At 61.5% G+C, this 21,463-nt stretch carries 22 protein-coding genes; 3 read left to right on the top strand and 19 right to left on the bottom strand.

The annotated features are described in order from the left end of the window. Window positions 1-110: 110 nt before the first annotated feature. From C3418_RS24145 to C3418_RS17125, 18 genes are all read right to left on the bottom strand, one after another. Complete coding sequence (locus C3418_RS24145; RefSeq protein WP_146054120.1) at window positions 111-1,052, bottom strand: polymer-forming cytoskeletal protein; 942 nt, start codon at window positions 1,050-1,052, stop codon at window positions 111-113. Further along, the gene (locus C3418_RS17200) at window positions 1,052-1,477 is read right to left on the bottom strand and encodes an MSHA biogenesis protein MshP (protein ID WP_373870504.1); all 426 of its coding nucleotides are present in this window, start codon (window positions 1,475-1,477) and stop codon (window positions 1,052-1,054) included. Before C3418_RS17200 ends, C3418_RS24145 begins: the two co-directional genes overlap by 1 nt. A 37-nt stretch (window positions 1,478-1,514) precedes the next feature. Continuing rightward, window positions 1,515-2,444, bottom strand: a complete 930-nt coding sequence (locus tag C3418_RS17195) for a PilW family protein (RefSeq protein ID WP_180907136.1) — start codon at window positions 2,442-2,444, stop codon at window positions 1,515-1,517. Further along, window positions 2,444-3,010 carry a prepilin-type N-terminal cleavage/methylation domain-containing protein gene (locus tag C3418_RS17190; protein WP_103858951.1) on the bottom strand — a complete coding sequence of 189 codons (567 nt, stop codon included), beginning with the start codon at window positions 3,008-3,010 and terminating at the stop codon, window positions 2,444-2,446. Before C3418_RS17190 ends, C3418_RS17195 begins: the two co-directional genes overlap by 1 nt. Then, on the bottom strand, window positions 2,997-3,476 hold the full coding sequence (locus C3418_RS17185; RefSeq protein ID WP_103858950.1) for a prepilin-type N-terminal cleavage/methylation domain-containing protein: 480 nt from the start codon (window positions 3,474-3,476) through the stop codon (window positions 2,997-2,999). The genes C3418_RS17190 and C3418_RS17185 overlap by 14 nt, the downstream gene beginning before the upstream one ends. A 60-nt stretch (window positions 3,477-3,536) precedes the next feature. Beyond that, the gene (locus C3418_RS17180) at window positions 3,537-4,016 is read right to left on the bottom strand and encodes a prepilin-type N-terminal cleavage/methylation domain-containing protein (protein ID WP_103858949.1); all 480 of its coding nucleotides are present in this window, start codon (window positions 4,014-4,016) and stop codon (window positions 3,537-3,539) included. Window positions 4,017-4,035: 19 nt separating this feature from the next. After that, on the bottom strand, window positions 4,036-4,695 hold the full coding sequence (locus tag C3418_RS17175) for a type II secretion system protein (protein ID WP_041212210.1): 660 nt from the start codon (window positions 4,693-4,695) through the stop codon (window positions 4,036-4,038). A 76-nt stretch (window positions 4,696-4,771) separates the two neighbouring features. Next, the gene (locus C3418_RS17170) at window positions 4,772-5,230 is read right to left on the bottom strand and encodes a hypothetical protein (protein WP_103858948.1); all 459 of its coding nucleotides are present in this window, start codon (window positions 5,228-5,230) and stop codon (window positions 4,772-4,774) included. A gap of 254 nt (window positions 5,231-5,484) precedes the next feature. After that, window positions 5,485-6,705: a type II secretion system F family protein gene (locus tag C3418_RS17165; RefSeq protein ID WP_103858947.1), complete on the bottom strand. Its 1,221-nt coding sequence runs from the start codon at window positions 6,703-6,705 to the stop codon at window positions 5,485-5,487. A 47-nt stretch (window positions 6,706-6,752) separates the two neighbouring features. Continuing rightward, on the bottom strand, window positions 6,753-8,465 hold the full coding sequence (gene mshE, locus C3418_RS17160; protein WP_103858946.1) for an MSHA fimbrial ATPase MshE: 1,713 nt from the start codon (window positions 8,463-8,465) through the stop codon (window positions 6,753-6,755). 74 nt (window positions 8,466-8,539) lie between these two features. Further along, window positions 8,540-9,676, bottom strand: coding sequence for a tetratricopeptide repeat protein (locus tag C3418_RS17155; RefSeq protein WP_103858945.1), 1,137 nt, complete (start codon window positions 9,674-9,676; stop codon window positions 8,540-8,542). Next, window positions 9,673-10,563 (bottom strand): ExeA family protein, encoded by an 891-nt coding sequence (locus tag C3418_RS17150; protein ID WP_103858944.1) that lies wholly within the window; start codon window positions 10,561-10,563, stop codon window positions 9,673-9,675. Before C3418_RS17150 ends, C3418_RS17155 begins: the two co-directional genes overlap by 4 nt. Continuing rightward, window positions 10,554-10,736, bottom strand: coding sequence for a hypothetical protein (locus C3418_RS24140; RefSeq protein WP_124244044.1), 183 nt, complete (start codon window positions 10,734-10,736; stop codon window positions 10,554-10,556). The genes C3418_RS17150 and C3418_RS24140 overlap by 10 nt, the downstream gene beginning before the upstream one ends. Beyond that, a complete protein-coding gene (mshL, locus tag C3418_RS17145) occupies window positions 10,715-12,391 on the bottom strand; it encodes a pilus (MSHA type) biogenesis protein MshL (protein ID WP_103858943.1) in 1,677 nt (558 codons plus the stop codon). The genes C3418_RS24140 and mshL overlap by 22 nt, the downstream gene beginning before the upstream one ends. A 70-nt stretch (window positions 12,392-12,461) precedes the next feature. Then, the gene (locus C3418_RS17140; RefSeq protein WP_048209253.1) at window positions 12,462-12,791 is read right to left on the bottom strand and encodes an MSHA biogenesis protein MshK; all 330 of its coding nucleotides are present in this window, start codon (window positions 12,789-12,791) and stop codon (window positions 12,462-12,464) included. A gap of 28 nt (window positions 12,792-12,819) precedes the next feature. Further along, window positions 12,820-13,467, bottom strand: coding sequence for an MSHA biogenesis protein MshJ (locus tag C3418_RS17135; protein WP_103858942.1), 648 nt, complete (start codon window positions 13,465-13,467; stop codon window positions 12,820-12,822). Next, window positions 13,467-14,060 carry a PilN domain-containing protein gene (locus tag C3418_RS17130; protein WP_103858941.1) on the bottom strand — a complete coding sequence of 198 codons (594 nt, stop codon included), beginning with the start codon at window positions 14,058-14,060 and terminating at the stop codon, window positions 13,467-13,469. Before C3418_RS17130 ends, C3418_RS17135 begins: the two co-directional genes overlap by 1 nt. Beyond that, window positions 14,060-14,923, bottom strand: coding sequence for a hypothetical protein (locus C3418_RS17125; RefSeq protein WP_041214302.1), 864 nt, complete (start codon window positions 14,921-14,923; stop codon window positions 14,060-14,062). The genes C3418_RS17130 and C3418_RS17125 overlap by 1 nt, the downstream gene beginning before the upstream one ends. A 120-nt stretch (window positions 14,924-15,043) precedes the next feature. On the opposite strand from C3418_RS17125, the gene C3418_RS17120 reads away from it, so the two are divergent. Then, the gene (locus tag C3418_RS17120; protein ID WP_181023119.1) at window positions 15,044-15,958 is read left to right on the top strand and encodes a 1-aminocyclopropane-1-carboxylate deaminase/D-cysteine desulfhydrase; all 915 of its coding nucleotides are present in this window, start codon (window positions 15,044-15,046) and stop codon (window positions 15,956-15,958) included. On the opposite strand, the gene C3418_RS17115 is transcribed toward C3418_RS17120, so the two are convergent. Continuing rightward, the gene (locus tag C3418_RS17115; protein WP_010672614.1) at window positions 15,955-17,874 is read right to left on the bottom strand and encodes an EAL domain-containing protein; all 1,920 of its coding nucleotides are present in this window, start codon (window positions 17,872-17,874) and stop codon (window positions 15,955-15,957) included. The two genes, C3418_RS17120 and C3418_RS17115, sit on opposite strands and share 4 nt — an antisense overlap. Window positions 17,875-18,391: 517 nt before the next feature. On the opposite strand from C3418_RS17115, the gene C3418_RS17110 reads away from it, so the two are divergent. Both C3418_RS17110 and C3418_RS17105 read left to right on the top strand, forming a co-directional pair. Next, window positions 18,392-19,927, top strand: coding sequence for an EAL domain-containing protein (locus tag C3418_RS17110; RefSeq protein ID WP_103858939.1), 1,536 nt, complete (start codon window positions 18,392-18,394; stop codon window positions 19,925-19,927). Between the two features lie 151 nt (window positions 19,928-20,078). Continuing rightward, window positions 20,079-21,176 (top strand): calcium:proton antiporter, encoded by a 1,098-nt coding sequence (locus C3418_RS17105; protein ID WP_010672612.1) that lies wholly within the window; start codon window positions 20,079-20,081, stop codon window positions 21,174-21,176. The last annotated feature ends 287 nt before the right edge of the window (window positions 21,177-21,463 follow it).

Below are 21,463 nucleotides of genomic sequence, written 5' to 3'. Positions count from 1 at the left end.
ACGATTAAAAAGTGTGAAGGCGATCCTGACTATAAAGTTAACTGCATATCACAGGCCTATAAGTATTTGTTTTGTAGGCAAAAAACTATTTTTAATTTTTAACAAAATGTTCACGATCTCGCCCTGCGCAAACGCCCCTCTTTAATTGAGGGGGAAAATGACCCTTTACTGGTTTTTACCACCCATTCTGGTTTGAGTGATGATGAATCAAAATTATCATTGAAGCATTGCAGTTTTGGCTGACCATCATCATATATAACTTTACTACTACTTTGCATTGTAACATTTTTTGCACTAAGACGCCCAGTTAATACAACTTGCTCCTGCAACACCGCACCTCCTGCAACATAATAGCTTCCTTGTGCTTGGGCATCTCCTTTCAATATAATATTTTCTTTTACATATACATCAAGAGAGGTTAACCCAGACAACATTGATGCGTTTTCAATAGTCAAACGACCATTAATGTATAACGTAGTTGCCTCTACACCCGCGATAAAAACCGAGCCAGAATTTATATAGAGGTCACCGTCTATAATGTATGACTTTCCAGCTTTTAATGTTACCGTTGAGTTCTCATATAAAGTCATACCTTTAATAACATAGGTTGAATATGTATCTGAAACACTCATGGAACCTTTATTAAGAGTGACACTACCTAGATCCCACCGACCTGCCCCTGCCGACTTTCCATAACCGACAGTATTTCCAAGTACTACATCAGGCACAGTTTCAGGAGCTATCTTATAATTTTTTGCATCAGAGCTTACAAGCAAAGTCGGCTGTGTTCTTGATAAACTTGGTTTTTTTGTTATTTCACATTTACCAGCACCACAGGCCTGAGGATTCATTTCCCACTCATATCCTTTTACCGATTTAAAGCACACATCAAGACTGTTATAATTTTCGACCTTTGCATTGTTTTGCATATAAAGCTCACCGGTATTCGAATAGCTTTGAATTGGTCCGGGGAAAATGCTGTTGCAATCAATTGCAGCCCAAACTGGTGAAACCATGATGTATAAGCAAATGATCAGAAATAAATTGCGCATCAGGGAGTTCCTCCATCATAAGCTTCGACCATCAGGGTTCGGCTCACGGCAAAATCAGGGTTGGCACTGTTAAGGTCGGAGCTGCCACAGGTTCCGACACTCTCGAGACGATAGCCATTGGTCACAGACCCGTTATAAGTCACCGGCACCGTGGCGCAACGAACCACAGCCAGACAGTTGCTCAGCCCTGGATTGCTGGCAAAGCTCAGTGGGCTGCTTGCCAGGCAGACCGCTGGGGGAGTCGGTTGGGCAAGCGTGCGCTTGGGGAACAATCGATAGAGTGCTACTTCCAACCCGCTCTGGGCGGCCAGCAGGGCACGCACGCTGCGCACCTCCACAGTATTTTTCTCGCCGCTATCGACCAGAAAACGGCCCATGGCAGCCGCCAGCAGTGCCATCACCACAATCACAAACAGGGCGATCATCAAGGCGCTGCCTCGCATCCGTCCGAAAGCCTGTGGATCAGGGTACATTGAACACCTCTATCTTGTGGTTGAAGGTGACCGACTCCCCCTTGCGTTCGAACACAAAGCGCATACCAAACTCCCCTTCGGCGTTAAACGCCGAGGTTTCCCGATAGAAGGTGCCAATACGAAGGGAATCCGCCATCAACACGCCCTGTGCAGGTAAGGATGCACCAATGGGGGCAGTGGCACGGGTCAGCGTGTTTCCTTCCACACAGTAGCGAACCTGCTGGTTGGCAAAGTAGACACGGCTGCCTGGAGAGAGGCCCGTCAGACTCTCGGTGCTGGTATAGCGGATGGTTTGCGCTCCGGATACGGGCGTCAGCACATCCGTGACCTTGGCTACGCAGCGGCCATAATCGCAGCCTGCCGTGAGCGAACCGACTTTTTTGTCCGGCACGGGAAAGACGATCAGCTGATCATCTTTTTTGACGGCGGCGGCATCCACATCCAGCGGATTGGCAGCAGAAGCCGGGGTCGCCATCACCAGCTCAAGGGTGGCCGTGCTCCCCGACATGGCGCGGTTAAGTGCCAGATAGCGGCTCGAGGTGCTGATGGGCCAGAACCGCAAACAGGCACCGGTGTCGTCCCATGTCCCGCCAGTCGTCTCGATCCGCTCCGAGCCCGGCACCGCATCACGCAGTTCGCGGTTAAGTCGCTCCATGGCGAAACGGGCATCACTCATCAACTGTTCACGGCTACTGGCATCGCCATAAATCTGGGTGCCGATTCCGATAAACTGGCTGGTAAAGGTCGCCATAATCCCGAGCAGCAGGATGACCATCACCAGCTCGACCAGAGTAAAGCCACGGTTACCCCGAGGTTTGCGGTCGGTTCGATTGGCCGCCAGGCTTAATCTGGCGCCGGAGTTGGCTAGGGGCGCGGATATTCTGGTAGAGAGGCAACCCCCAACAGCAGAGCGATCCATCAGTAGTTCCCCCGATAGAAGGAGAAGTCGAGCACGCTCTGATCCGGTAGCTTGATCTGCAGATCAATACGCTTGCCCACAGAGCAGGGTGCGGCACAACTCTTGAAGGTGCCGTCGCTGAAATCGGCTCCGCTCACCGCAATTTTCACCTGATAGTTGCGATACTCCTCGCTGCTGACTCCCGTCGCAGTCTGAGTCAGGGTGTTGGCATCCACCCAGTTACCTGCGGTATCGAAATCATCCACATCGTTATAGGCATAGGATGCGGGCTCGCCATCAGGGCCATAACTGGTGGAGCAGGAAGAGATGGTCACCCCAGCCACCTGCTCGCCACAACGATAACGACCACCGTTATGATCCGAATGTTCATCAAACGACTTTTGCAAGATCTCGCCGGAGAGGCGCTGGGCCAGCTGGGCAGCGCGTACCTGCTGCACAGGGTCTACCGCCTGGGGAGCCTGATTGATAAGAAGCCCCAGGATGCCGGTCAGGGCGACGGCCAGCAGCACGATGCCGACCACGAACTCGACCAGGGTGAAGCCGCGGCGCGCCTTAGGGGATCGCATGGATATAGCCTTCCGGCTCGATGCGCAGCCGGGCGCTCTCCCCACCATCGCTCACCATCAGGTTACAACCACTGATGCAGGCTGACGGGGATACGGGGCGACCGCTGCGCTTGTCGAAAGAAAAGCTGCCCTGAGGCAGGGAGATACTGCCGGAGGCCTTGACCACTCGCCCCCGGGCCTGCTCGTCCGCACTCCAGCCGGAGATGGGCTTGGGGGTACAGCTGCCAAGCAGGGTCAGATGACCGAAGCGGCTCGGCTCTACCACCAGTTGGGTGCAGCGCGCGTCCCCTTCCTGCATGTTCATGGTCTGCACCAGCCGCAGCCGGGCCACCAGCTCGTCACGCAGGGTATGGGTTTCAAAGCCGCCTTTGCCCAGCCATTTGGGCACGGCAAAGGCGGCCAGAATCCCGAGTAACAGGATCACGATCACCAGTTCAATCAGGGTAAAGCCCTTGGTTGCAGGCATGGGACTTCTCATCAGGGAAAAGAGAAAGCGAGGCCGAAGCCTCGCTCATCATTCAAAGTCTTAGGGCTGCACACACGTACCATTATCAGCACTCAACTTGCCAACGATGGTAGTTGCAGTTGCGGTACTTGTAGCCTGAGTATAAAGAACACACTTTGCATCTTTTTTCAGGTCGCTATCAGCTTTGAACTGATACGAGCTACCTGTTGTAGCCTCACTCCCCTTCCAGGAGCCATCGATCGTTACTGCATTTCTGATCCCAGCATCACTCGCCTTTGGATAACCATAGGCAGTATCAATCGATGTACCATCAGAACCAGTCACCGCAGCACTACTAACGCGCTCTTCGCCTTCCAATGCTGATTTGCTATAAACCAGCTGTGCAGAACTGCTAACAGCCGCCTGCACACCTTGAGCGGCAGACTTCTTGGCATTCTCCTGCAGATTCAGGAACTTGGGTGCGGCGGTGACCGCCAGAATGCCCAGAATGATGATCACGATGACCAGTTCGATCAGGGTAAAACCCGCTTGCTTTTTCATTACGTCTTTCCTCGGTTTATCAATTGATATGGGTGGTCACCTGGCCGGAGGCCGGGCGATAACTGAAACTCATGAACGCATCCGTGCTCCCTTGCGGGTCCTGATAACGTCCATCACTTCCCTTGCTCAGGCTGTTGACCAGATAGTAACGGCAGACCGAATCCAGTCCATTGTTGCTCACCGTGGCATAGAACTTCAGGTCATTGCCGCTACCGCGCACCTCGTCAAAGCGGGCAGTAGCCTTGGGAGGATTCTGCAACAACCCCTCCCAAATATTGAGGCAGCGGGCCGCCGTCAGGCTGGCCGGATCCACATCGGGCGTGCCACTTGCTGCCGTGTCCATGGGATACCCGGGAGAGAGCTCGCCATTGCTGACCTGACTGTCGGTCGGCGTGGTCAGATAGAAACGCGAGCCGTCATAGAGCACTGTGTTGAGCCCATCCTGCCTGGCACGCCCTTCGGCCTCCCACTGGGCCCGCACCAGGGACACCCCGGTGGCGAAACCGCCGGACACCCCTTCCACGCTCGCTTTCTTCGCCTCGTCGGTCACATCGAGAAAACGGGGCAAGGCAGTGACGGCCAAGATCCCCAGGATCACGATGACGATCACCAGCTCAATCAGGGAAAAACCGGCCATCCGGCCAAGCGCCCTAACGGGTCTCACTCTCTTTGCTGCCATGCTGCCTCCGTAATGGTCCGCATTATTTCATGCGGATAGAAAAAAATCATGTCAATGAAATACTTGAAGCACCCAATCAGGGGCGGGCCACCACCTGGCCATCGGTGAAGCTGTAGTGCAGCCAGTGTCCTTCCTGGCCAAATTCACACCCGTCGCCTCCTTCGCTGGCAAGGGCCTGCCAGGATGAAAGCCCCTCATCGTGCCCCAGCAGGGCGAGCCAGAGCTGACGGCAATCGGCCGATGGCGACTGGCGCGGCAGCACCGCCAGAGGCCAGCCCCGCTCATCGAACTGCCAGGCTGTGCCCTCGGCATGGAGCACCGACGGACGCCGCTCGTCGAGCCAGCGTCCGTGCAGGCGCTGGGCCCGCTGTGCGAACTGCTCACCGAGCAGGCTGGCGCTGATGGCCAACGCCTCTTCCCTGTGATTGCGATAGCTCATGACCAGGGTCGTGACGATGACCGCCAGCAGGATAAAGACGACGACCCGCCGATATCCCCCCAGCCAGTGCTCATCCCGCTCGGACTCTCTGCTCATGCTCTTTCATACCCTGTTCTCTGTGCCCGGCACGGGCGGCATCCGGATGACCGTGAAGATACTGCCTACTGACCGCGAACAGCTCTCATCATGTCCCACCACCAGAGGAGTAAAGATGCTGAACCATGTTACTGGCCGCGAACAGCTCTCATCGTGTCCCACCATCAGAGGAGTGAAGATGCTGAACCCTGTCACTGGCCGCGAACAGCTCTCATCGTGTCTCACCATCAGAGGAGTGAAGATGCTGAACCCTGTCACTGGCCGCGAACAGCTCTCATCATGTCCCACATGGGAGTGAAGATACCCAGCGCCAGCACCAGTACCATGACCGCCACTATGCCGATGAGGATGGGTTCGATGCGGGCGGTGAGGCTCTTGAGGTCATAATCCACCTCACGCTCGTAATACTCGGCCGCTTCGTGCAGCAGCTCGTCCACCTGGCCGGTCTCCTCCCCCACCGCGATCATCTGCATCACCAGAGGGGTGAAGAGGCCGCTGGCCCCGGCGGTGCGCAGCAGGCTCTCCCCCCGCTCGATGCCGCCCCGCATGTCGCGGATCTGCCCCGCCATCCAGGCGTTGTCCACCGCATCGGCCACCAGGGTCAGCGCCGTGTTGAGCGGCACGCCGGCCTTGAGCATCATGGAGAAGCTGCGGGCAAAACGGGCAAGCAGGGAGCGCTCTATGATGGAGCCGACGATGGGCAGCCGCAGCTGCCATCTGTGCCAGGCCAACCTGCCTTTGGTGGTGGCGACCCAGCGTCGCCAGCCGACGACGGCGCCCACCAGAATGGCGAGCAGCAACCACCAGTAGTGAACGAAGAAGTGGGAGGTGGCCAGCAGGATACGGGTCGCCAGCGGCAGCTCCACCCCGAACTTGGCAAACATCCCGGCAAAGACGGGGATCACCATGATGTTGAGGATCACCATGGCGACGGCGATGGCAATCAGCACGAAGGTGGGGTAGCGCATGGCGGTCTTGATCCGCTTGCGGGTCTCCAGCTCCAGATCGAAATAGTTGGCGAGCTGCAGGAAGGCCTCCTCCAGCTGACCCGTGTTCTCCCCCACGTGGATGATGGCCACGAAGAGGCTGCTGAACACCTTCGGGTGCGACTGCATCGCACTCGACAGCGGCCGGCCGTTGGCCAGATCCTCCCCCAGGGCGTGAAGCGCCCGCTTGAGGGGCTTGCTGTGGGCGCTCTCCTCCAGCCCCGCGATGGCGCGCAGGATAGGGATGCCTGCCCGGGTCAGGGCATACATCTGGCGGCTGAAGACCACCAGCTCCTCCAGCTTGACGCTCCCTTCCAGCAGCAGCGACCAGTCGATGCTGGCAGACCTGACCTTGCCGGCCTTCAGCTCGGTGGGCATCACCCCGCGGCGCATCAGCTGCTCGGCGGCGGCCAGCTCGCTGACCGCTTCCACCACGCCGCTGACGGCCTGGCCCTGGCTGTCACGCCCCTTGTAGGCAAAACGGTTCATGGGCGACCCCGGCAGAGTGATTCAGTACGATCCAGATGCCTCATGCGTTACCCCAGGTCCTCGGCCAGCCGGAGCACCTCGTCCACCGAGGTGATCCCCTCGCGGGCATAGTCGAGCGCCGTCAGGGCCAGGGGGCGGTAGTGCTCGTGCGCCCGTGCCGCCCGGGCAAACCCCTCGGCATCGTTGCTGCGCAGGGCATCCATCATGGATTGATCCAGCTCCAGCAGCTCGTACACCCCGATCCGGCCCGCATAGCCGGTGAAGTTGCAGCTCTGGCAACCCCGCCCCTTGCGATAGCGATGCTGCCCCGGCGCTTCACCGGAGAGCACGGAGAGCCAGGTGGCCTGCCCCTCGTCCGGCGCTGTCTCGCAGGCGCAGTGTTCACACACCCGCCGCACCAGGCGCTGGGCCACCACGGCCCGCAGGGCGCTCGCCACCAGATAGCCGGGCGCCCCCATGTCGATGAGACGCAGAGCGCTGGTCACGGCGTCGTTGGTATGCAAGGTGGTCAGCACCAGGTGACCCGTGATGGCGCCGCGCAGGCCGATCTCCACCGTCTCGTTGTCCCGCATCTCCCCCACCAGCAGGATGTCCGGATCCTGGCGCAGGGTGGAGCGCAGCACCTGGGAGAACGTGAGCCCTATCTTGGGATTGACCTGCACCTGGCTGATGCGGGGCAGGCGGTACTCCACCGGGTCTTCCACCGTGATGATTTTGTGGCTGGCCTGGTTGAGCTCGGAGAGGGCACCGTAGAGCGTCGTGGTCTTGCCGCTGCCGGTCGGGCCCGTCACCAGGATCATGCCGTGAGGGCGTTTGAGCTGACGGCGGAAGCGGGTCAGGATGGCGGGGGGCATCCCGGTCTCGGCGAGCGACAAGATGCCGGAGGATTGATCCAGCAGCCGCATCACCACGGACTCGCCGTACTGCACCGGCATGGTGGACATCCGCACATCCACGTCGCGGCCGCGCACCTTCATGTTGAAACGGCCATCCTGGGGCAGACGCTTCTCGGAGATGTCGAGCCCGGCCACCAGCTTGAGGCGCAGCACCAGCGCCTGGGCGATGCGCACCTCGTTGAGGATGTTCTCATGCAGCACGCCGTCGATACGCTGGCGAATGCGCAGCACCTTCTCGTCCGGTTCGATATGGATGTCGGAGGCACCCACCTGTACCGCGTCCTCGAACAGGGAGCGCAGCAGCTTGGCCACCGTCGCCTCCCCCTCGTCGGTTGCGGCATTGAGGCTGCCGGCCCCCAGCTCGAAGCCGGTCTCCTGGTGCTCTTCGTGCAGTTGCACCGCGAAGTTCTCTATCTCCCGGGTGCGGCGATAGAGGCGGTCGAAATACTCCAGCAGCTGGCCTTCACGGGCCACGGCCAGCACCAACTCCCGCGGGCTGAGCAGGGCAGCGATGGCGTCGAGGGCGCTCAGATCCGCCGGATCCGACATCACCACGGTGACCTTGTCGTCGCTCAGGTTGACGGCCAGCGCCCGGTAGCGGCGCGCCTGCACCTCGGGCAACAGCGCCACGGCCGAGACGTCGATGGTGAGGTTGTTGAGATCGAAGAAGGGCACATCCAGCTGACGGGCGAGGAAGGTCAGCAGTTGCACCTCGCTGATGAAGCCGAGATCGATGAGGGTGGTCCCCAGCTTGCGGCCGGTCTGGCGCTGCTGCTGCAGGGCGAGCTGCAGCTGATCATCCGAGATGATCTGTTCCTGTACCAGCAGGTCGCCTAGGCGCATTTTCAGTCTGGGTTGTGCCATTGTTGCTCCGATCTCTGTTGCTTCACGCCCGCTGCCTGGTCCGATGGCATGGGCTCATCGAACTGCCGCTTTAATCAATGGGTCAGTTGGCCAATTCGTTGTTCAAGCCATTGGGTGGAGGCCTCCCCCAGATTGCCGTGCAACTGGGCATTGCGATAGGCATCCAGTGCCCGCTGACGGTGTCCCTGACCATCCTCCGCCACCCCCAGTCCCAGCCACCAGCGCCCCTGATCTGGCTGCTGGCGCAACAGCCTGACGTACATCTCGGACGCCTGGACAGGCTGCCCCAGCTCCTGGGCAAGGCCGGCCCAGGTGGCGTAATAATCCAGATTGCTGGCAATATCGGGCTGATAGCCGGTGAGCCAATCCAGCGCCTTCTGCCGATCCCCTACGCTGATGGCCACACGGGCCAGCAGCAGACGCAGGTCCGCCTGCGCGGGATCCAGCCTCAGCCCCTCTTCCAGCACCTGGGCGGCCTCGGTCAGCCGTCCGGCGCCATAGAGCAGGCCCGCCAGCTGTTCCCGCGCCCCCTGGTTGTGGGGATCGTGGGCCAGCACCTCGTAGTAGCCATCCTGCGCCTCCTGCATCCGTCCCTTGGCCATGGCCGTGGTCGCCTTGCGCTCGGCCAGGGTGGCCAGCTCGGCGTCGGAGAGTTCCACCGTCTCGATCTTCAGGATCCCGGGTTTGCGCGGCGCGGCGGGTGCAGGCGCCTCTTCGGCGCTCTGCTCCGCGGCCAGCTCGGCATAGAGGTCCGGCTGCAGCTCCTCGTCGCTCGGGATCGTCTCGTCCCCCAGCGCTTCCTCCGGATTGCCCTCATCGGCGAGCACGGCCTCATCGGCCGGAGCCTGCTCGGCTGCGGAGGGGGCCACTCTCGCGGCGGTCGACTCGGCACTGGCGGCGGGCACCTTTGCCACTGGCGCAGCAGAGGAGACCGCCTGCGTGGTGGCCACCACCGCCAGGGGCGCGGATGGCGCCACCGCAGGGGCGGTGCGGGGGGCCTCGACCTGCGCCGCTGGCAGGGAGGCTCGCAGGCTCTGCTGCCAGAAGATCCAGGTGCGCCAGCCGAGGATCCCCAGGGCCAGGGTACACAGCAGGGTCAGCACCAGCATCCACCAGCCTTGCTGGCGCACCGGCGCCACATAGACGGCGGCTCCCTCGGCCTCTTGCTGACGCCTATCCAGATCTTTCAGCATCTGATTGATCACGCTCATGACCAGACTCCATACGCCAGGGCGGTGCCCAACAACAACAACAGGGGCCACCAGAGGGTGAGACGGCCACGGCGGACATCATCGGTATCCCGGATGGCGAGCCGGACCAGGGCGCTGTCGATCCGCCGCACACCGCGACCATAGGCCAGCATCAGGCACTTCTGCGCCAGTATGTTGATGAGGCGGGGAATGCCGCGGGATGCGCGCCACAGCCTGCGCAGGGCGCGGCCATCGAACAGGGCGGCCCCGCGATAGCCGGACACCTGCAGTCGGTACTCCAGATAGGCCCGGGTCTCGTCGAGCCGCAGCGGCCGCAGGCGGTAGGAAAAACCGATGCGCTGGCGCAACTGGCGAAGACGGGGCTGCCCGAGCCTGGCATCCAGCTCGGGCTGGCCGAACAGCACGATTTGCAGCAGCTTGCTGGATTCGGTTTCCAGGTTGCCAAACAGCCGGATCGCCTCCAGGGTCTCGTCCGGCAGGGCTTGCGCCTCGTCGATCAGCACCACCACCCGGCTCCCCTGCCGATGCAGGGAGATCAGATGGCGGTGAATGCGATCCGTGAGATCCAGCTCGCTCTCCCCCGCCAGCGTCAACCCCAGTTCCAGGGCCAGGGCCGTGCGCAGCTCCCCCGGAGTGAGATGGGGGTTGGGCAGCCAGGCCAGACGCACCGGGCAGGCCTCGGAGCCGAGCTCGCTCAGCAGCTTGCGACAGAGCAGGGTCTTGCCGGTGCCGACTTCGCCGGTCACCTTGATGAACCCCTCCCCCTGGGAAAGCGCCCAGTTGAGCACCTGCATGGCCTCCTCGTGGGGGGGCAGGCCGTAATAGAAACCGGTGTTCGGGGTCAGGCCGAAGGGAGCCTCCCGCAGTCCGAAGTGGCTCAGATACATGCTCCCTCCCGGCCAGAGTCCAGGGCGCGCAGCCGCAGACAGCCCCGGATCAGCGACATGGCGCCACCGCCGTCGGGCAGGGCAGACTGGCAGCAGCCGGGAGGCGCCACCACATGGGAGAAGGAGTGCTCAACAGGCGCGTCATCCCGGATCAGCCCTTGGGGGGATACCATTTGTCGAGCAGCTCGGAGGAGCGTTGCAGCTCTTTCTGCCAGGTGTCTTTTTCCACCACGGTGGGCTTGAGCAGGATCACCAGCTCCACCTTGCGGTTGCTCTCCCGGCGGTTGGTGAAGGCCTCGCCGACCCAGGGGATGTCACCCAGCAGGGGCACCTTGCTGACGATCTCCTGCCTGTCGGTCTTCATCAGACCACCGATGACGATGATGTCCCCATTGTTGGCCTGCACCACGGTATCGGACTCGCGGATAGAGCTCTTGGCCAGCGGCAACACCAGGGGATCGGCGGTGCCGACGCTGATGGTCTTACTCTGCTCCTCGGTGTCGATGACGGAGGGGTGGATATGCAGCAATACCTTGCCCTGCTCGTCGATCTGGGGCGTCACGTCCAGGGCTATCCCCGAGAAGAAGGGGGTCAGCTCCACGTTCGGGGTGACGATGGGGGCCGAAGTCCCCGAGGTGGTGGTGGTGGTCGAGGCGTTGGTGACGAAGTATTCGTCCGTCCCCACCTTGATCACCGCTTTCTGGTTGTTAGTGGCCGTCACGCGCGGGCTGGAGAGGGTGTTCACGTCCCCCTGGGTCTTGAGCAGGCTGACCGCGACGTTGAAGTTGCCATCAGAGATGGTGAAACCGGCGCCGCCCCCCAGAGCCCGGAAGATCTGGTTGGGGGTCGAAGCGATGGGGCTGTCCATGAGGGAGCCGCCCCCCGTGATGCCCTTGCCGCCGTCCCAGCTTGCGGAGAGGCCGCTCCAGTCCACCCCCTGCTCGTAACCCTCGTTGAGGGACACTTCCAGGATCCGCGCTTCCAGCACCACCTGGCGCTTGAGGTGTTCGCCGGACTGGTCCAGGAACTCGCGCACCGCCTTGAGCTCTTTGGGATAGGCACGCACCGTGACCAGGCCCGCCTGGGGACTGGTGATGACGGCCCGCCCTTCCCCTGTGCCGATCAGGGTCTGCAGGGAATCCCGCAGATCGGTCCAGTAGTCGTTGTTGCTGTCCGTCTCGATGCGGGTGCCGTTGCTGTTGGTGTTGTTGTCACCGCTGGCGGTGTTGCCCTGGCTGTTGTTGTTGCCGCTGTTGTTCAGGCCGTTGTCGAAGTTGTTGTTATTGCCATTGTTGTTGTCGTTGGCCGTCACCCCGCCTGTGCTCACCGAGGTACGGGAGAGACCGCGCCGGGCCATCATCAGGTAGTTGACCGGAATGGTCTCGGTACGCAGACCGGCGGGATAGACGTGGAACACGTTGCCCTTGCGCTGTACGTCGAAGCCGTACATGTCGCCGACGGTCGCCAGCGCCTCCTGCAGGGTCACGTCCTTGAGTTCTACCGAAATGACGCCCGCCACACCGGGATGGACCGCCACGCTGTAGCGGGAGCCCTTGAACAGGGAGCCGAAGAACTCCACCGCGTCCACGTCATGGGCCGCGATGCGCATCCGCTTCTCGGGAATGGTCATCGGCTGCTGGGGACGATTGAGCTGCAACAGCTCGCTCTGCACCGAGGGCGGCAGGGAAGTCAGGGGGGCGGTCGGGCTCTGCTCGCTCATCGCCTGCTTGAGTGCATCTTTGGCCTGTACCGGCTCGGGGTGACGATAGGTAGTGCAACCCGCCACCGCCAGCGCGAGGGGAAGCAGACAAAAAGGGGGTTTTTTCATGTTATTCGTGCACCTGACTCGCTATGAAACTCGACAAACCTGGCCCGCACCATCCCGTGCGACACCCACTTCACATCCGGATCTTGCTGCCAAACAGGGTCAGTGTCTGGCGTTTGCCCGCTTTTTCCAGCACTACGCTGTCGGCGCTGATCCCCACCAGCCGGAATCCGTTGACCTGCTGGCCGACCCGGTAGCTTTGACCGTCGAGCACCGCCAGGGCGGGCCCGCTCCCCAGGATGACGCTCTGCAACCTGGGCAGACCGGCCTCCTTGGCGACACTCGCCGCCGAGCCGGATCCCGCCAGGGGCATGGTGGGATCCTGCAGCACCTCGGCCTGGGCCTGCAGCGCGAGCAGGCTCCCCCACAGGGCCAGCCAGCGCCAGGATGGGAAGGCAAAAATGCGGGATCCCGTCCCGCCGACATGCCGCTTAACCACGGATGAACTCCTTGCTGGTGCTGAGGGTGTAGATCTCCATCGCTACCGCCGCCTTGGGATGCTCGACCACCCGGTAGTCAAAGCCCTTCCAGTAGAAGTGCCGAGGCAGGGCTTCGAGCGCTTTCAGGTACTGGTAGACATCGAAATAGCCGCCCTCCAGCTGAAGCTGGATGCCGTGCCTGAACAGGTTCACCTTCTGCTCCCCGGCCATCAGCGGCTCGGGCTTGAGGGAGGTGAGCGCCAGCATATGCAGGTTGGCGGAGCGGGACAACAGGGCTTCCAGCACCGCGGGCATTTCGTGGGCGGGGATCAGATCCACCGTCTGAGCCAGCAGCTCGGCATCCATCTGGCGCAGAGTGGTCTCGACACCAGCGAGCTGCTCGCGTACCTGGGCATCGGGATCCCGCCCCAGCCTGGCCTGCTTGCCCTGGTTTTCCAGAATCAGGATCTCCAGATCCCGCTGCGCCGCAGCCAGGGCCTGCCGATCCTGGCCCAGCCGGGTGTCGGCGTCATCCAGCCAGCCATAGATGCCCATGGCCCCGAGCAGCACGACCCCGGTCAACAGAATGAGGATCCGCTCGCGCAGGCTGAGGGCTGCGATCTGCTGCGCCCATCCCTGCCATTGTGCCTTCATGTCCATCAGGGAGTCTCCCGCGCTATGCCACTGAGCTGGAAGGCAAGCTGGCCCTCCTTGTCCCGACTCAGGGTGAGCTCGCCAAACTGCTTGCCCGCCAGGGAGGGGGTCTGCTTGAAGCGGTTCACCCAGGCAGGCACGTCCTGACTGCGTTCGGCCACGCCCGCGAGGTTGATGCGCCCGTCGCTTATTTCGAGCCGTTGCAGGGAGAGGCGGGGATCCCGCAGGCGGGCAAGGTCCGCCATCACCCCCGCATAGCCCTGGGATTTTTGCAGGGAGAGGTGGCCAAGCTGCTGCATCAGCGCCTGTTTCGCCCCCAGCTCTTCCCGCTTGTCGGCCAGTTGCCGCTGCAAGTCTACATTCGCCAGATGGCGCGCCAGCTCCGCATCGAGACGCCTGGCCTCGCCGCGCTGCACGTCGAGCTGTGCCCGCACGCCAGCCAATTCACGATCGAGGCCCTGCTGTTGCCAGCCATAGAAGAGGGTGGCCCCCAGCAGCAGTACCAGGACGCCGCCCCAGACCAACGCCATCTGGGGCAGGCTGGCCCACAGGCGTCTTGGCCGGAATTCGGCGCCATAGAGGTTGATATGGTGTTTCATCAGTCGCTCCTGCCCAGGGCCGCGCCATAGGCACTGAGGTATTCGACTCCTGCCAGTACCGCCTTGTTTGCCATGGCCGACACCGGGAAACCGAATGTCTGTTCCAGGTGACGCACCAGTACCCCCATGGCGGAGGAGGCGATGGCCAGTTGCAACTGGCCGGGCTCGGGCAGCTTGAGATGGCCGGCCAGATAATCGATGGATCGCTGGATCTCCAGCGCCAGCGCGTCGAGCTGGTCGGCATCTGGCTCATGGCTGCCGGTGAGGCTCGCAAATCCACGCAACTGGCGGGAGAAACAGAGTCCGCCCCGATGGAAGACCAGCAGTTGCAGCTCCTGCCCCCGGGGTTGCCAGAGCAGCATGCGCACCATCTGGTCCGCCTCGTAGAGGGCCGTCATGGCCAGCTCGTCACTGACGATGGCCTCCAGGGTCGCCGCGCCGTTGACCGCATCCGCCACCTGCTGCACCCGGCTCTTGGGCATGCAGACAACGTTGATGCGCGGACGCCCGGCAGGGGGCGTCGGCAGGTCCACATAATCCATGGCGAGCTGCAACACCGGCTCGTTGACGAAATCCTTGATGGCCCAGGGCAGGGCCCCCGCCATCTCGGCATCGGGGACGGCAGGCTTGTCGATCTGGATCTGCTGATAAAGGCTGGCCGCGAGGGCCACCCGCACCTTAGACTTGGCCAGACCGTGCCGGGAAAACAGCTCGGCCAGGGCCTTGGACCAGTCGTGGGGGCCGTTGACAGGCTGGCTGGCAAACACGGGAACGGGGTCCACGCAGGCCAGCAGAATGCGATCGCTGGCCAGCAGGATCCCGACCTGATGGCTGGAGGGAGAACGCCTGAACAGTGACTTCATCTGGATCTTCACCTGGCCGCGTAAAACGGACTAAACCTTAACATAAACAGGCTATTAGCCTCCAACTTTATGACAAACGACGCATCGACGGCCACGCTGGCACCCACGGGAGACGATCCCATGGCTCCCCTTCAGCTCCCCTCCCCCCTGCACCGGATCCGGCATCCTCTGCTGGCAGCCCATGACGTCACGCTCTGGTGCAAGCGGGACGATCTGATCCACCCGACCCTCTCCGGCAACAAGTGGCGAAAGCTCAAATACCATCTGCAACAGGCACAGATGCTGGGCAAGGGCCACATCCTCTCCTTTGGCGGCGCCTACTCCAATCACATTCACGCCCTGGCCGCAGCAGGACTCAGACTGGGACTGCGCACCACGGGCATCATACGCGGTGAAGGGGATACCGTCAGCAATCCCACCCTGAAAGCGGCGAAAGGCTGGGGCATGGATCTCGTTTTTGTCGACCGGCAGGACTATCGCCGGCGCCAGGATCCCGAATGGCTTGCCAGGTTCGAGGATGACGACACCCTGCTGGTACCGGAAGGAGGCAGCAGCCCGCTGGCCATCCCCGGAGTGGCCGAGCTTGTCGACGAGGTGCCCTTCTCGCCGGATCTCTGGGTGCTGCCCTGCGCCAGCGGCGGCACCCTGGCGGGGCTCATCGCGGGCAAGCGGGCACAGGAGCAGATCCTGGCCATCGCGGTGCTCAAGGGGGCCGACTTCATCACCGGCGAGGTATGCCGGTTGCATCCGGCGGCGGCCACTACTCCGGGCTGGCGCATTGCGCTGGATCACCACGACGGCGGCTATGCCAGGTTTAGTCCGGCACTCTGGCAATGGGTGCAGGCATTCAGTGCCGAAACCGGCTTGCCGCTGGAACCCATCTACAGTGGCAAGGCGATGTGGGGGCTGTTTCGCGAACTGGCGGCAGGCCGCATTGCGCGCGGCAGCAAGATCATCTTCATCCACACAGGTGGCTTGCAGGGGCTGGCGGGCCTGCAGGAGCAGGGCCGCCTGTCACCCCGGCCGGAACGCTAGTCAGGCAGGTTGAGGGGCTCGGGGTCGGCAAACCAGGGACCTTGACCGGCATGCACGCCCAGGTGTCGCAGCATCTTCCACTCGTCGCCACTCTCTACCCCCACCGCGATGACCCGGGCCTGGGTATTGGCACAGCCCCCCACCAGACTGCGTACCGCCATCTGGTTGACCTGGCGCAGGTGGATCTCCCGCACCAGGCTGGGGTGCAGCTTGAGGAAGTGGATCTCGAACTCCTTGATGTACTGGGTGCTCACCACGTCCTGGCCCGCATGATCGATGGCCAGCCTGCACCCCAGCATGCGCATCGCCCGAAGCGGCCGCTTGAGGGCCTCGTAGTGGCGGGTCACCTGGGACTCCGACAACTGCAGGATCAACCCCTCGTTGGTACTGCGCGGCAACTGGAACAGCTCGAAGAAGAGCTCGCGCTGGAACTCGCGGGTGAGCAGGTTCTGGGCGCACAGAGAGAGGCTGATGGGGCAGCTCGATGCCGGTCGCTGGCGCAGCAGTCGCAAGGCTCGGGCCACCACCAGCCTGTCCAGCGGCAGCAGCAGACCGGCCTTCTCCGCCATGGGCATGAAGACCCCCGCCTGCAGCTCCCGGCCCTGCTCGTCGTGAAGGCGGATGAGCAGCTCCTGCTGCAACACCACCTGATCCCGCTCCTGCTGCACAGGCTGGACGTAGAAGTCGATGCCCTGCTCCTCGATGCGACGGCTGATCAGGGTGCGCCAGCGCACCGTTCCCTTGCTGCTCGCCTCCTCGTTGAGGGATTTCTCGAACAGGAACCAGCCGCTGTGTCCTTGCAGGCGCGCGCTCTTGAGCGCCAGCTCCGCCTCTTCCTGCACCTTGAGCAGGGAATCCTGTGCTTGATAGCAGACCGCACCGAGATAGACGGCGGTGTCGGCATTGACCGCTTCGGGCCAGTGCAGCCGCTGCAGACTCTTGAGCAACTGGCTGGCACCGTCCACCATCTCGCTCTCTGACATGTTCGGCAGCAGCACGGCAAAGACCTGACCGGCATAGCGCGCCTGCAGGGCTCCGCTGTGCTTTCGCACGAAGGCGGCGATGGTGGCGCTAGCCTCCATCAGGAGTTCCTGGCTCGGGCGCCCGCTCAGCTCGGGATCCAGCTCCTCCAGACCGGCCAGCTCGATCAGCAGCACGCCGCCGCTGATCACACTTGCTTCCATGATGGCGCTCTCCAGCCGGTTGTCGAAGAAGAGGCGGTTGCCGATGCCCGTCGTCTTGTCGACGAAGGCGTTGCTGCGGATGAAGTTGTCGAAGCGGCTGCGCTCCTTGCGGGCGTCGGCCAGCTCGGTCAGCAGATGGGTGAGGGCCTGACTGGCCGAAACGGGCCACTCCTCGGCAGGGTCATGGGCCAGCTTGGTCAGCTTGCCATCCAGGATCAGCTGGGCACGCTCCGCCAGCAGCTCGGCACCGCGCAACTGCTGACGGAGCCAGCGGATGGAGTACCAGAGCCCGAACACCACGATGAAGATACCCAGAGAGATGCCGAACATCGCCTTCATGGAGTACTCGAACTCCTTGAACGGCCTGTCCAGCTTGAAGTCGGCCCGCATCCCGGCCTGATTGGGGATCGCCTCGCTGTAGGCGATCAGCAGGCTCTCATCCGTCTGCTGCTGCACGTCGCGAAACCAGTAGACCCGCTGCTTGTCCTGACGGATCTCCAGCTCCACCACATGGGAGGCCCGCAACAGGGAGGGCAGCCAGCGGGCAAGGGCTTGCTGGTCATCGGTCACCCCGAGCTGCTTGTCGATGATCTCTACCAGGGAGTCGACCCGGTTCTGCTGCAGCTCCATTCCCATCTGGCGGAAACTGAAGACCCCGCCGAGCATCACCATGGCCATGGCCGAGATCACGCACAGCGTAATAAAAGAGACGAGTTGAGTTGTCAGTTTCATGTGCCTTTCCGTAGCCGACAGCATCCATAGGGCATCATGGTATCAGCCCAGACCAAACGCCGCCTATGGATGAAGATCCCGCTTCTGCAAATAAGCGGGCGGATGCGTCATGCAGCGCCGTAGTGCAGGTCGCAAAAGAGAGAGGCATCAAGGGAGCAAACGAGGGGACACAGGCTGAGGAGCGGACAGAAAAATGGTCCCACAACGGGGACCAAAAGAAACACTCATATCAAAACTAACACTCTGTGCTACTGACAAAAATAGATACAGGAGTATTGAACACACGGTGAGTCAAACCGCACCGCTACTTTAGCCACTTCAGATAAGCTGGACAATTGTCATTTATGACAGGTCAGCGATTGAATCTTGTTCAGGTGTGTAGCCATATCCTTTATTTATCAATTAATTATCGTTTTTGTTCCAAGTGTGACCAACTTGGCTCAAATCGATGCAGCTAATGCTATGATGCTTGAGTCTCAATCGGGTTGTTTCATTTCAGGGAAGAAGGGGGCCCACCATGTCTGCACGATCTCCGTTATGGATTCCTCTGGGCCTCTTCTGTTTGCCCCCGCTGCTGATGCTGTTGCTCACCCCCCTGTTGAGCGACAAGCTGGCTCACCACCTGTTGCAGACAAAGGAAAGGGCTCTGCTCGACTACCAGCAGGAGCGCAACCAGCTCCTGGATCACGATGTCCCCGCTCAACTCGCCCACTTTGCCTTCGATTGCGGCCCCAAAGACATGGCGCTGCTGCGCTCACCCCAGTATTACAACCGCCATATTCGCCTGGCCGGCCTGCAGCTTGCCAACGGGAGCGGCTGCTCCACCCTGGGCCCCGCCCTGCCCCAGCTTGCCGACGCCGGCATACCGGTCTCCCCCGACTTTCATATTTCCAGCACGGCCCCCATGTTCGATACCGAACGCGAAACCCTGGTCTATGCGAGACGCAACGGCAATCTGGCCTATTGGGTGCTCGACAGCAGCTGGAGCCATGAGCTGCTGCGCACCCCCTGCAACGACTGTTTCTACCTGGAGTTCAACCACAAGCACCCGACCCAGTCCGGGCTCTTTTTCCCCCGTGGCAACAAGCACATTCGAGAAGAGGCAAACCCGATGCGGCTGCTCAGTTTCGACCCCCAGCATCAGGTGGAACAGACCCTCTGGGCTGGCGAGGCACTGAAACGCTACGCCCGCTCACAGATACACCGCGATGGCCTCTGGTCGGCCGGGGCACTGGGGGCGCTGCTGGCGGCCCTCTACTGGAGCCTTAGAAACTACCGGCGCTCCCTCAAGGGGTTGCTGCAAAGAGGGCTGGCTCGGCGGGAGTTCATCCCCTTCTATCAGCCCATAGTGGACAGCAGAAACCGAAGGGTGGTGGGATTCGAGGCATTGCTGCGCTGGCAGCGAGGACGGGATTTGGTGTCGCCAGGCACCTTCATCGCCTATGCGGAGGAGCAGGGGCTGATCCTGCCGATGACGGATCAACTGCTGGAGCGCATCCTGGCGGATCTCCCCGTCCTGGCCCCGCACCAGTGGGTCAGCGTCAATCTGGTGGCGGGCCATATCGAGCAACCTCGTCTGCGCACCCAGTTGCAGCGCCATGGCTGGCCCTCCCCGGCCCGCCTCACCTTCGAACTCACCGAGCGGGATCCCATCAAGCACATCCAGGGGGCCATGGCGGAGATCGCCGCTCTGCAGGAGAGGGGCTATCACTTCAAGCTGGATGACTTCGGCACCGGTTATGGCGGCTTTGCCTACCTGCAACGGCTCGGCATTCGCCAGATCAAGATCGACAAGATGTTCGTGGATACCATAGGCACGGACGACCTCAAGCGCAGCGTGCTGGATGCCACCATCGCCTTCGGCCTCAAATCGGGCATGGAGATGATCGCCGAAGGGGTCGAAACCCAGGAGCAGGTGGAATACCTGCATCGCCACGGAGTCCACCTGATCCAAGGCTACGTCTATGCCAAGCCCATGCCCCTGAGCAAACTGAAGATCTGGCTGATGGCATGGCAAGAGGGCGAGACAACCAACCCCTCCGACCCGCACTGAGGCGGTATCTGCCCCGTCTCTCACCCTTTGCAACAAAATGATGCTCCGCATGAGGAGCATCTCCCCTTATCATGGGTCTGTGCACCTTGGGTGCACCAAGTCGCTCCATACCCCGTCGGCCGAGGCCGCCCCGAGATGAGAACCACTGCCTATGAAGTCTTTTATCCGACAAGAGATTGCTCTGCCTGCCGGTCTGCTGACCCTGCTCTTCTTCAAAACCCTGGGGAGCGACCTGCTGGCAGAGACAACCCCCCTTGCGGTCTACCTGCCGGTGTCGCTGGCCCTGCTTGCCATCGTGACCTGGGCCATCTTCTCCGTCGTGCGTCACTCTGACGCCCTCGCCATCAAGCTCGGGGAACCCTTCGGTACCCTGATCCTGACCCTCTCGGTCATCTCCCTGGAAGTGGTGATGATCTCCTCCGTCATGCTGACCGGCGATCCCAATCCCACCATGGCCCGTGACACCATGTTCGCGGTGGTGATGCTGGTCACCAACGGTCTGGTGGGCTTCACCCTGCTGTTTGGCGGCTGGCGCTATCACACCCAGAACTTCAATCTGGACGGGGTCAAATCCTATCTGGTGGCCATCATTCCCCTGGCACTGCTCTGTCTGGTCCTGCCGAACTTCACCCAGGGCGGCACCCTGGGCAGCCTCTCCAAGGCCATGTCATGGATGCTGATCATCATCTCCATCCTGCTCTATGGTGTCTTCCTGCTGATCCAGACCCGCAGCCACAGCCACTTCTTCGTCGACAGTGATCACGAGGATCTCGAGGATCACCACGGCCCGCTGCAGAGCAACGTCTATCACACCCTCTTGCTGCTCGCCTACCTGGTGGTAGTGATCCTGCTGGCCAAGACCCTGGCCATCCCCATCAACTACGGGGTGCACGTGATGGAAGCCCCGATGGCGCTGGGTGGTTTCATCGTCGCCTGTATCGTGCTGGCTCCCGAAGCGGTCGGCGCCATCAAGGCGGCCTTCAACAACCAGTTGCAGCGGGCCATGAATCTCTACTTCGGCTCCGTGCTGGCCACCATCGCCCTCACGGTACCCTCCGTGCTCTTCATCGGCTCCCTGATGGGGCAGGAAGTGCGCCTGGGCCTCTCCCCTGCCGACATGGTGCTGCTCATCACCACCCTCATGGTCTGTAAAGTGACCTTCAGCAGCGGCCGCACCCACGCCCTGCACGGCGCCACCCATCTTGTGCTGTTTGTCGTTTACCTGTTCCTGATGTTTGAACACGGATAAGGCTGCCAGCACTCACCCCGGTGCTGTTCGTGGTTTGTCTGTTCCGGATGTTTGAACACGGATAAGGCCGCCACCACCTGCCTGCTGCCACTCTGCGCAGCGCGCTTCCGATGGCCCCGACGCGAGGCGCGGGAGACGGAAATGAAAAGACCGCCCCATGGGCGCAATGCTGTTCACTTAAGCGGAGCCGCATTGCGATTTACCGGAAAACGGGTCTTTGATATCTTCACCGCCCTGGGTCTCGATGGCCTGGGGCGTTTTTCTATGAACATGACGCCTATGCAGCC

It is taken from the genome of Aeromonas sp. ASNIH8 (assembly GCF_002919855.1).
Lineage (GTDB): Bacteria > Pseudomonadota > Gammaproteobacteria > Enterobacterales > Aeromonadaceae > Aeromonas > Aeromonas caviae.
The sequence above is the reverse complement of the archived record's forward strand: the minus strand, read 5'-3'. Positions and strand labels throughout refer to the sequence as shown.

Excerpts from the sequence above, each read along its gene's own strand:
- C3418_RS17195 (WP_180907136.1), bottom strand. The coding sequence starts at position 2,444 with ATGGATCGCTCTGCTGTTGGGGGTTGCCTCTCTACCAGAATATCCGCG.
- mshE (WP_103858946.1), bottom strand. The coding sequence starts at position 8,465 with ATGGCACAACCCAGACTGAAAATGCGCCTAGGCGACCTGCTGGTACAG.
- C3418_RS17165 (WP_103858947.1), bottom strand. The coding sequence starts at position 6,705 with ATGAACCGTTTTGCCTACAAGGGGCGTGACAGCCAGGGCCAGGCCGTC.
- C3418_RS17170 (WP_103858948.1), bottom strand. The coding sequence starts at position 5,230 with ATGAGCAGAGAGTCCGAGCGGGATGAGCACTGGCTGGGGGGATATCGG.
- C3418_RS17120 (WP_181023119.1), top strand. The coding sequence starts at position 15,044 with ATGGCTCCCCTTCAGCTCCCCTCCCCCCTGCACCGGATCCGGCATCCT.
- C3418_RS17150 (WP_103858944.1), bottom strand. The coding sequence starts at position 10,563 with ATGTATCTGAGCCACTTCGGACTGCGGGAGGCTCCCTTCGGCCTGACC.
- C3418_RS17110 (WP_103858939.1), top strand. The coding sequence starts at position 18,392 with ATGTCTGCACGATCTCCGTTATGGATTCCTCTGGGCCTCTTCTGTTTG.
- C3418_RS17175 (WP_041212210.1), bottom strand. The coding sequence starts at position 4,695 with ATGGCAGCAAAGAGAGTGAGACCCGTTAGGGCGCTTGGCCGGATGGCC.
- C3418_RS24140 (WP_124244044.1), bottom strand. The coding sequence starts at position 10,736 with ATGGTATCCCCCCAAGGGCTGATCCGGGATGACGCGCCTGTTGAGCAC.
- C3418_RS24145 (WP_146054120.1), bottom strand. The coding sequence starts at position 1,052 with ATGCGCAATTTATTTCTGATCATTTGCTTATACATCATGGTTTCACCA.
- C3418_RS17185 (WP_103858950.1), bottom strand. The coding sequence starts at position 3,476 with ATGCCTGCAACCAAGGGCTTTACCCTGATTGAACTGGTGATCGTGATC.
- C3418_RS17190 (WP_103858951.1), bottom strand. The coding sequence starts at position 3,010 with ATGCGATCCCCTAAGGCGCGCCGCGGCTTCACCCTGGTCGAGTTCGTG.
- C3418_RS17135 (WP_103858942.1), bottom strand. The coding sequence starts at position 13,467 with ATGGACATGAAGGCACAATGGCAGGGATGGGCGCAGCAGATCGCAGCC.
- mshL (WP_103858943.1), bottom strand. The coding sequence starts at position 12,391 with ATGAAAAAACCCCCTTTTTGTCTGCTTCCCCTCGCGCTGGCGGTGGCG.
- C3418_RS17130 (WP_103858941.1), bottom strand. The coding sequence starts at position 14,060 with ATGAAACACCATATCAACCTCTATGGCGCCGAATTCCGGCCAAGACGC.
- C3418_RS17105 (WP_010672612.1), top strand. The coding sequence starts at position 20,079 with ATGAAGTCTTTTATCCGACAAGAGATTGCTCTGCCTGCCGGTCTGCTG.
- C3418_RS17125 (WP_041214302.1), bottom strand. The coding sequence starts at position 14,923 with ATGAAGTCACTGTTCAGGCGTTCTCCCTCCAGCCATCAGGTCGGGATC.
- C3418_RS17155 (WP_103858945.1), bottom strand. The coding sequence starts at position 9,676 with ATGAGCGTGATCAATCAGATGCTGAAAGATCTGGATAGGCGTCAGCAA.
- C3418_RS17180 (WP_103858949.1), bottom strand. The coding sequence starts at position 4,016 with ATGAAAAAGCAAGCGGGTTTTACCCTGATCGAACTGGTCATCGTGATC.
- C3418_RS17200 (WP_373870504.1), bottom strand. The coding sequence starts at position 1,477 with ATGATCGCCCTGTTTGTGATTGTGGTGATGGCACTGCTGGCGGCTGCC.
- C3418_RS17115 (WP_010672614.1), bottom strand. The coding sequence starts at position 17,874 with ATGAAACTGACAACTCAACTCGTCTCTTTTATTACGCTGTGCGTGATC.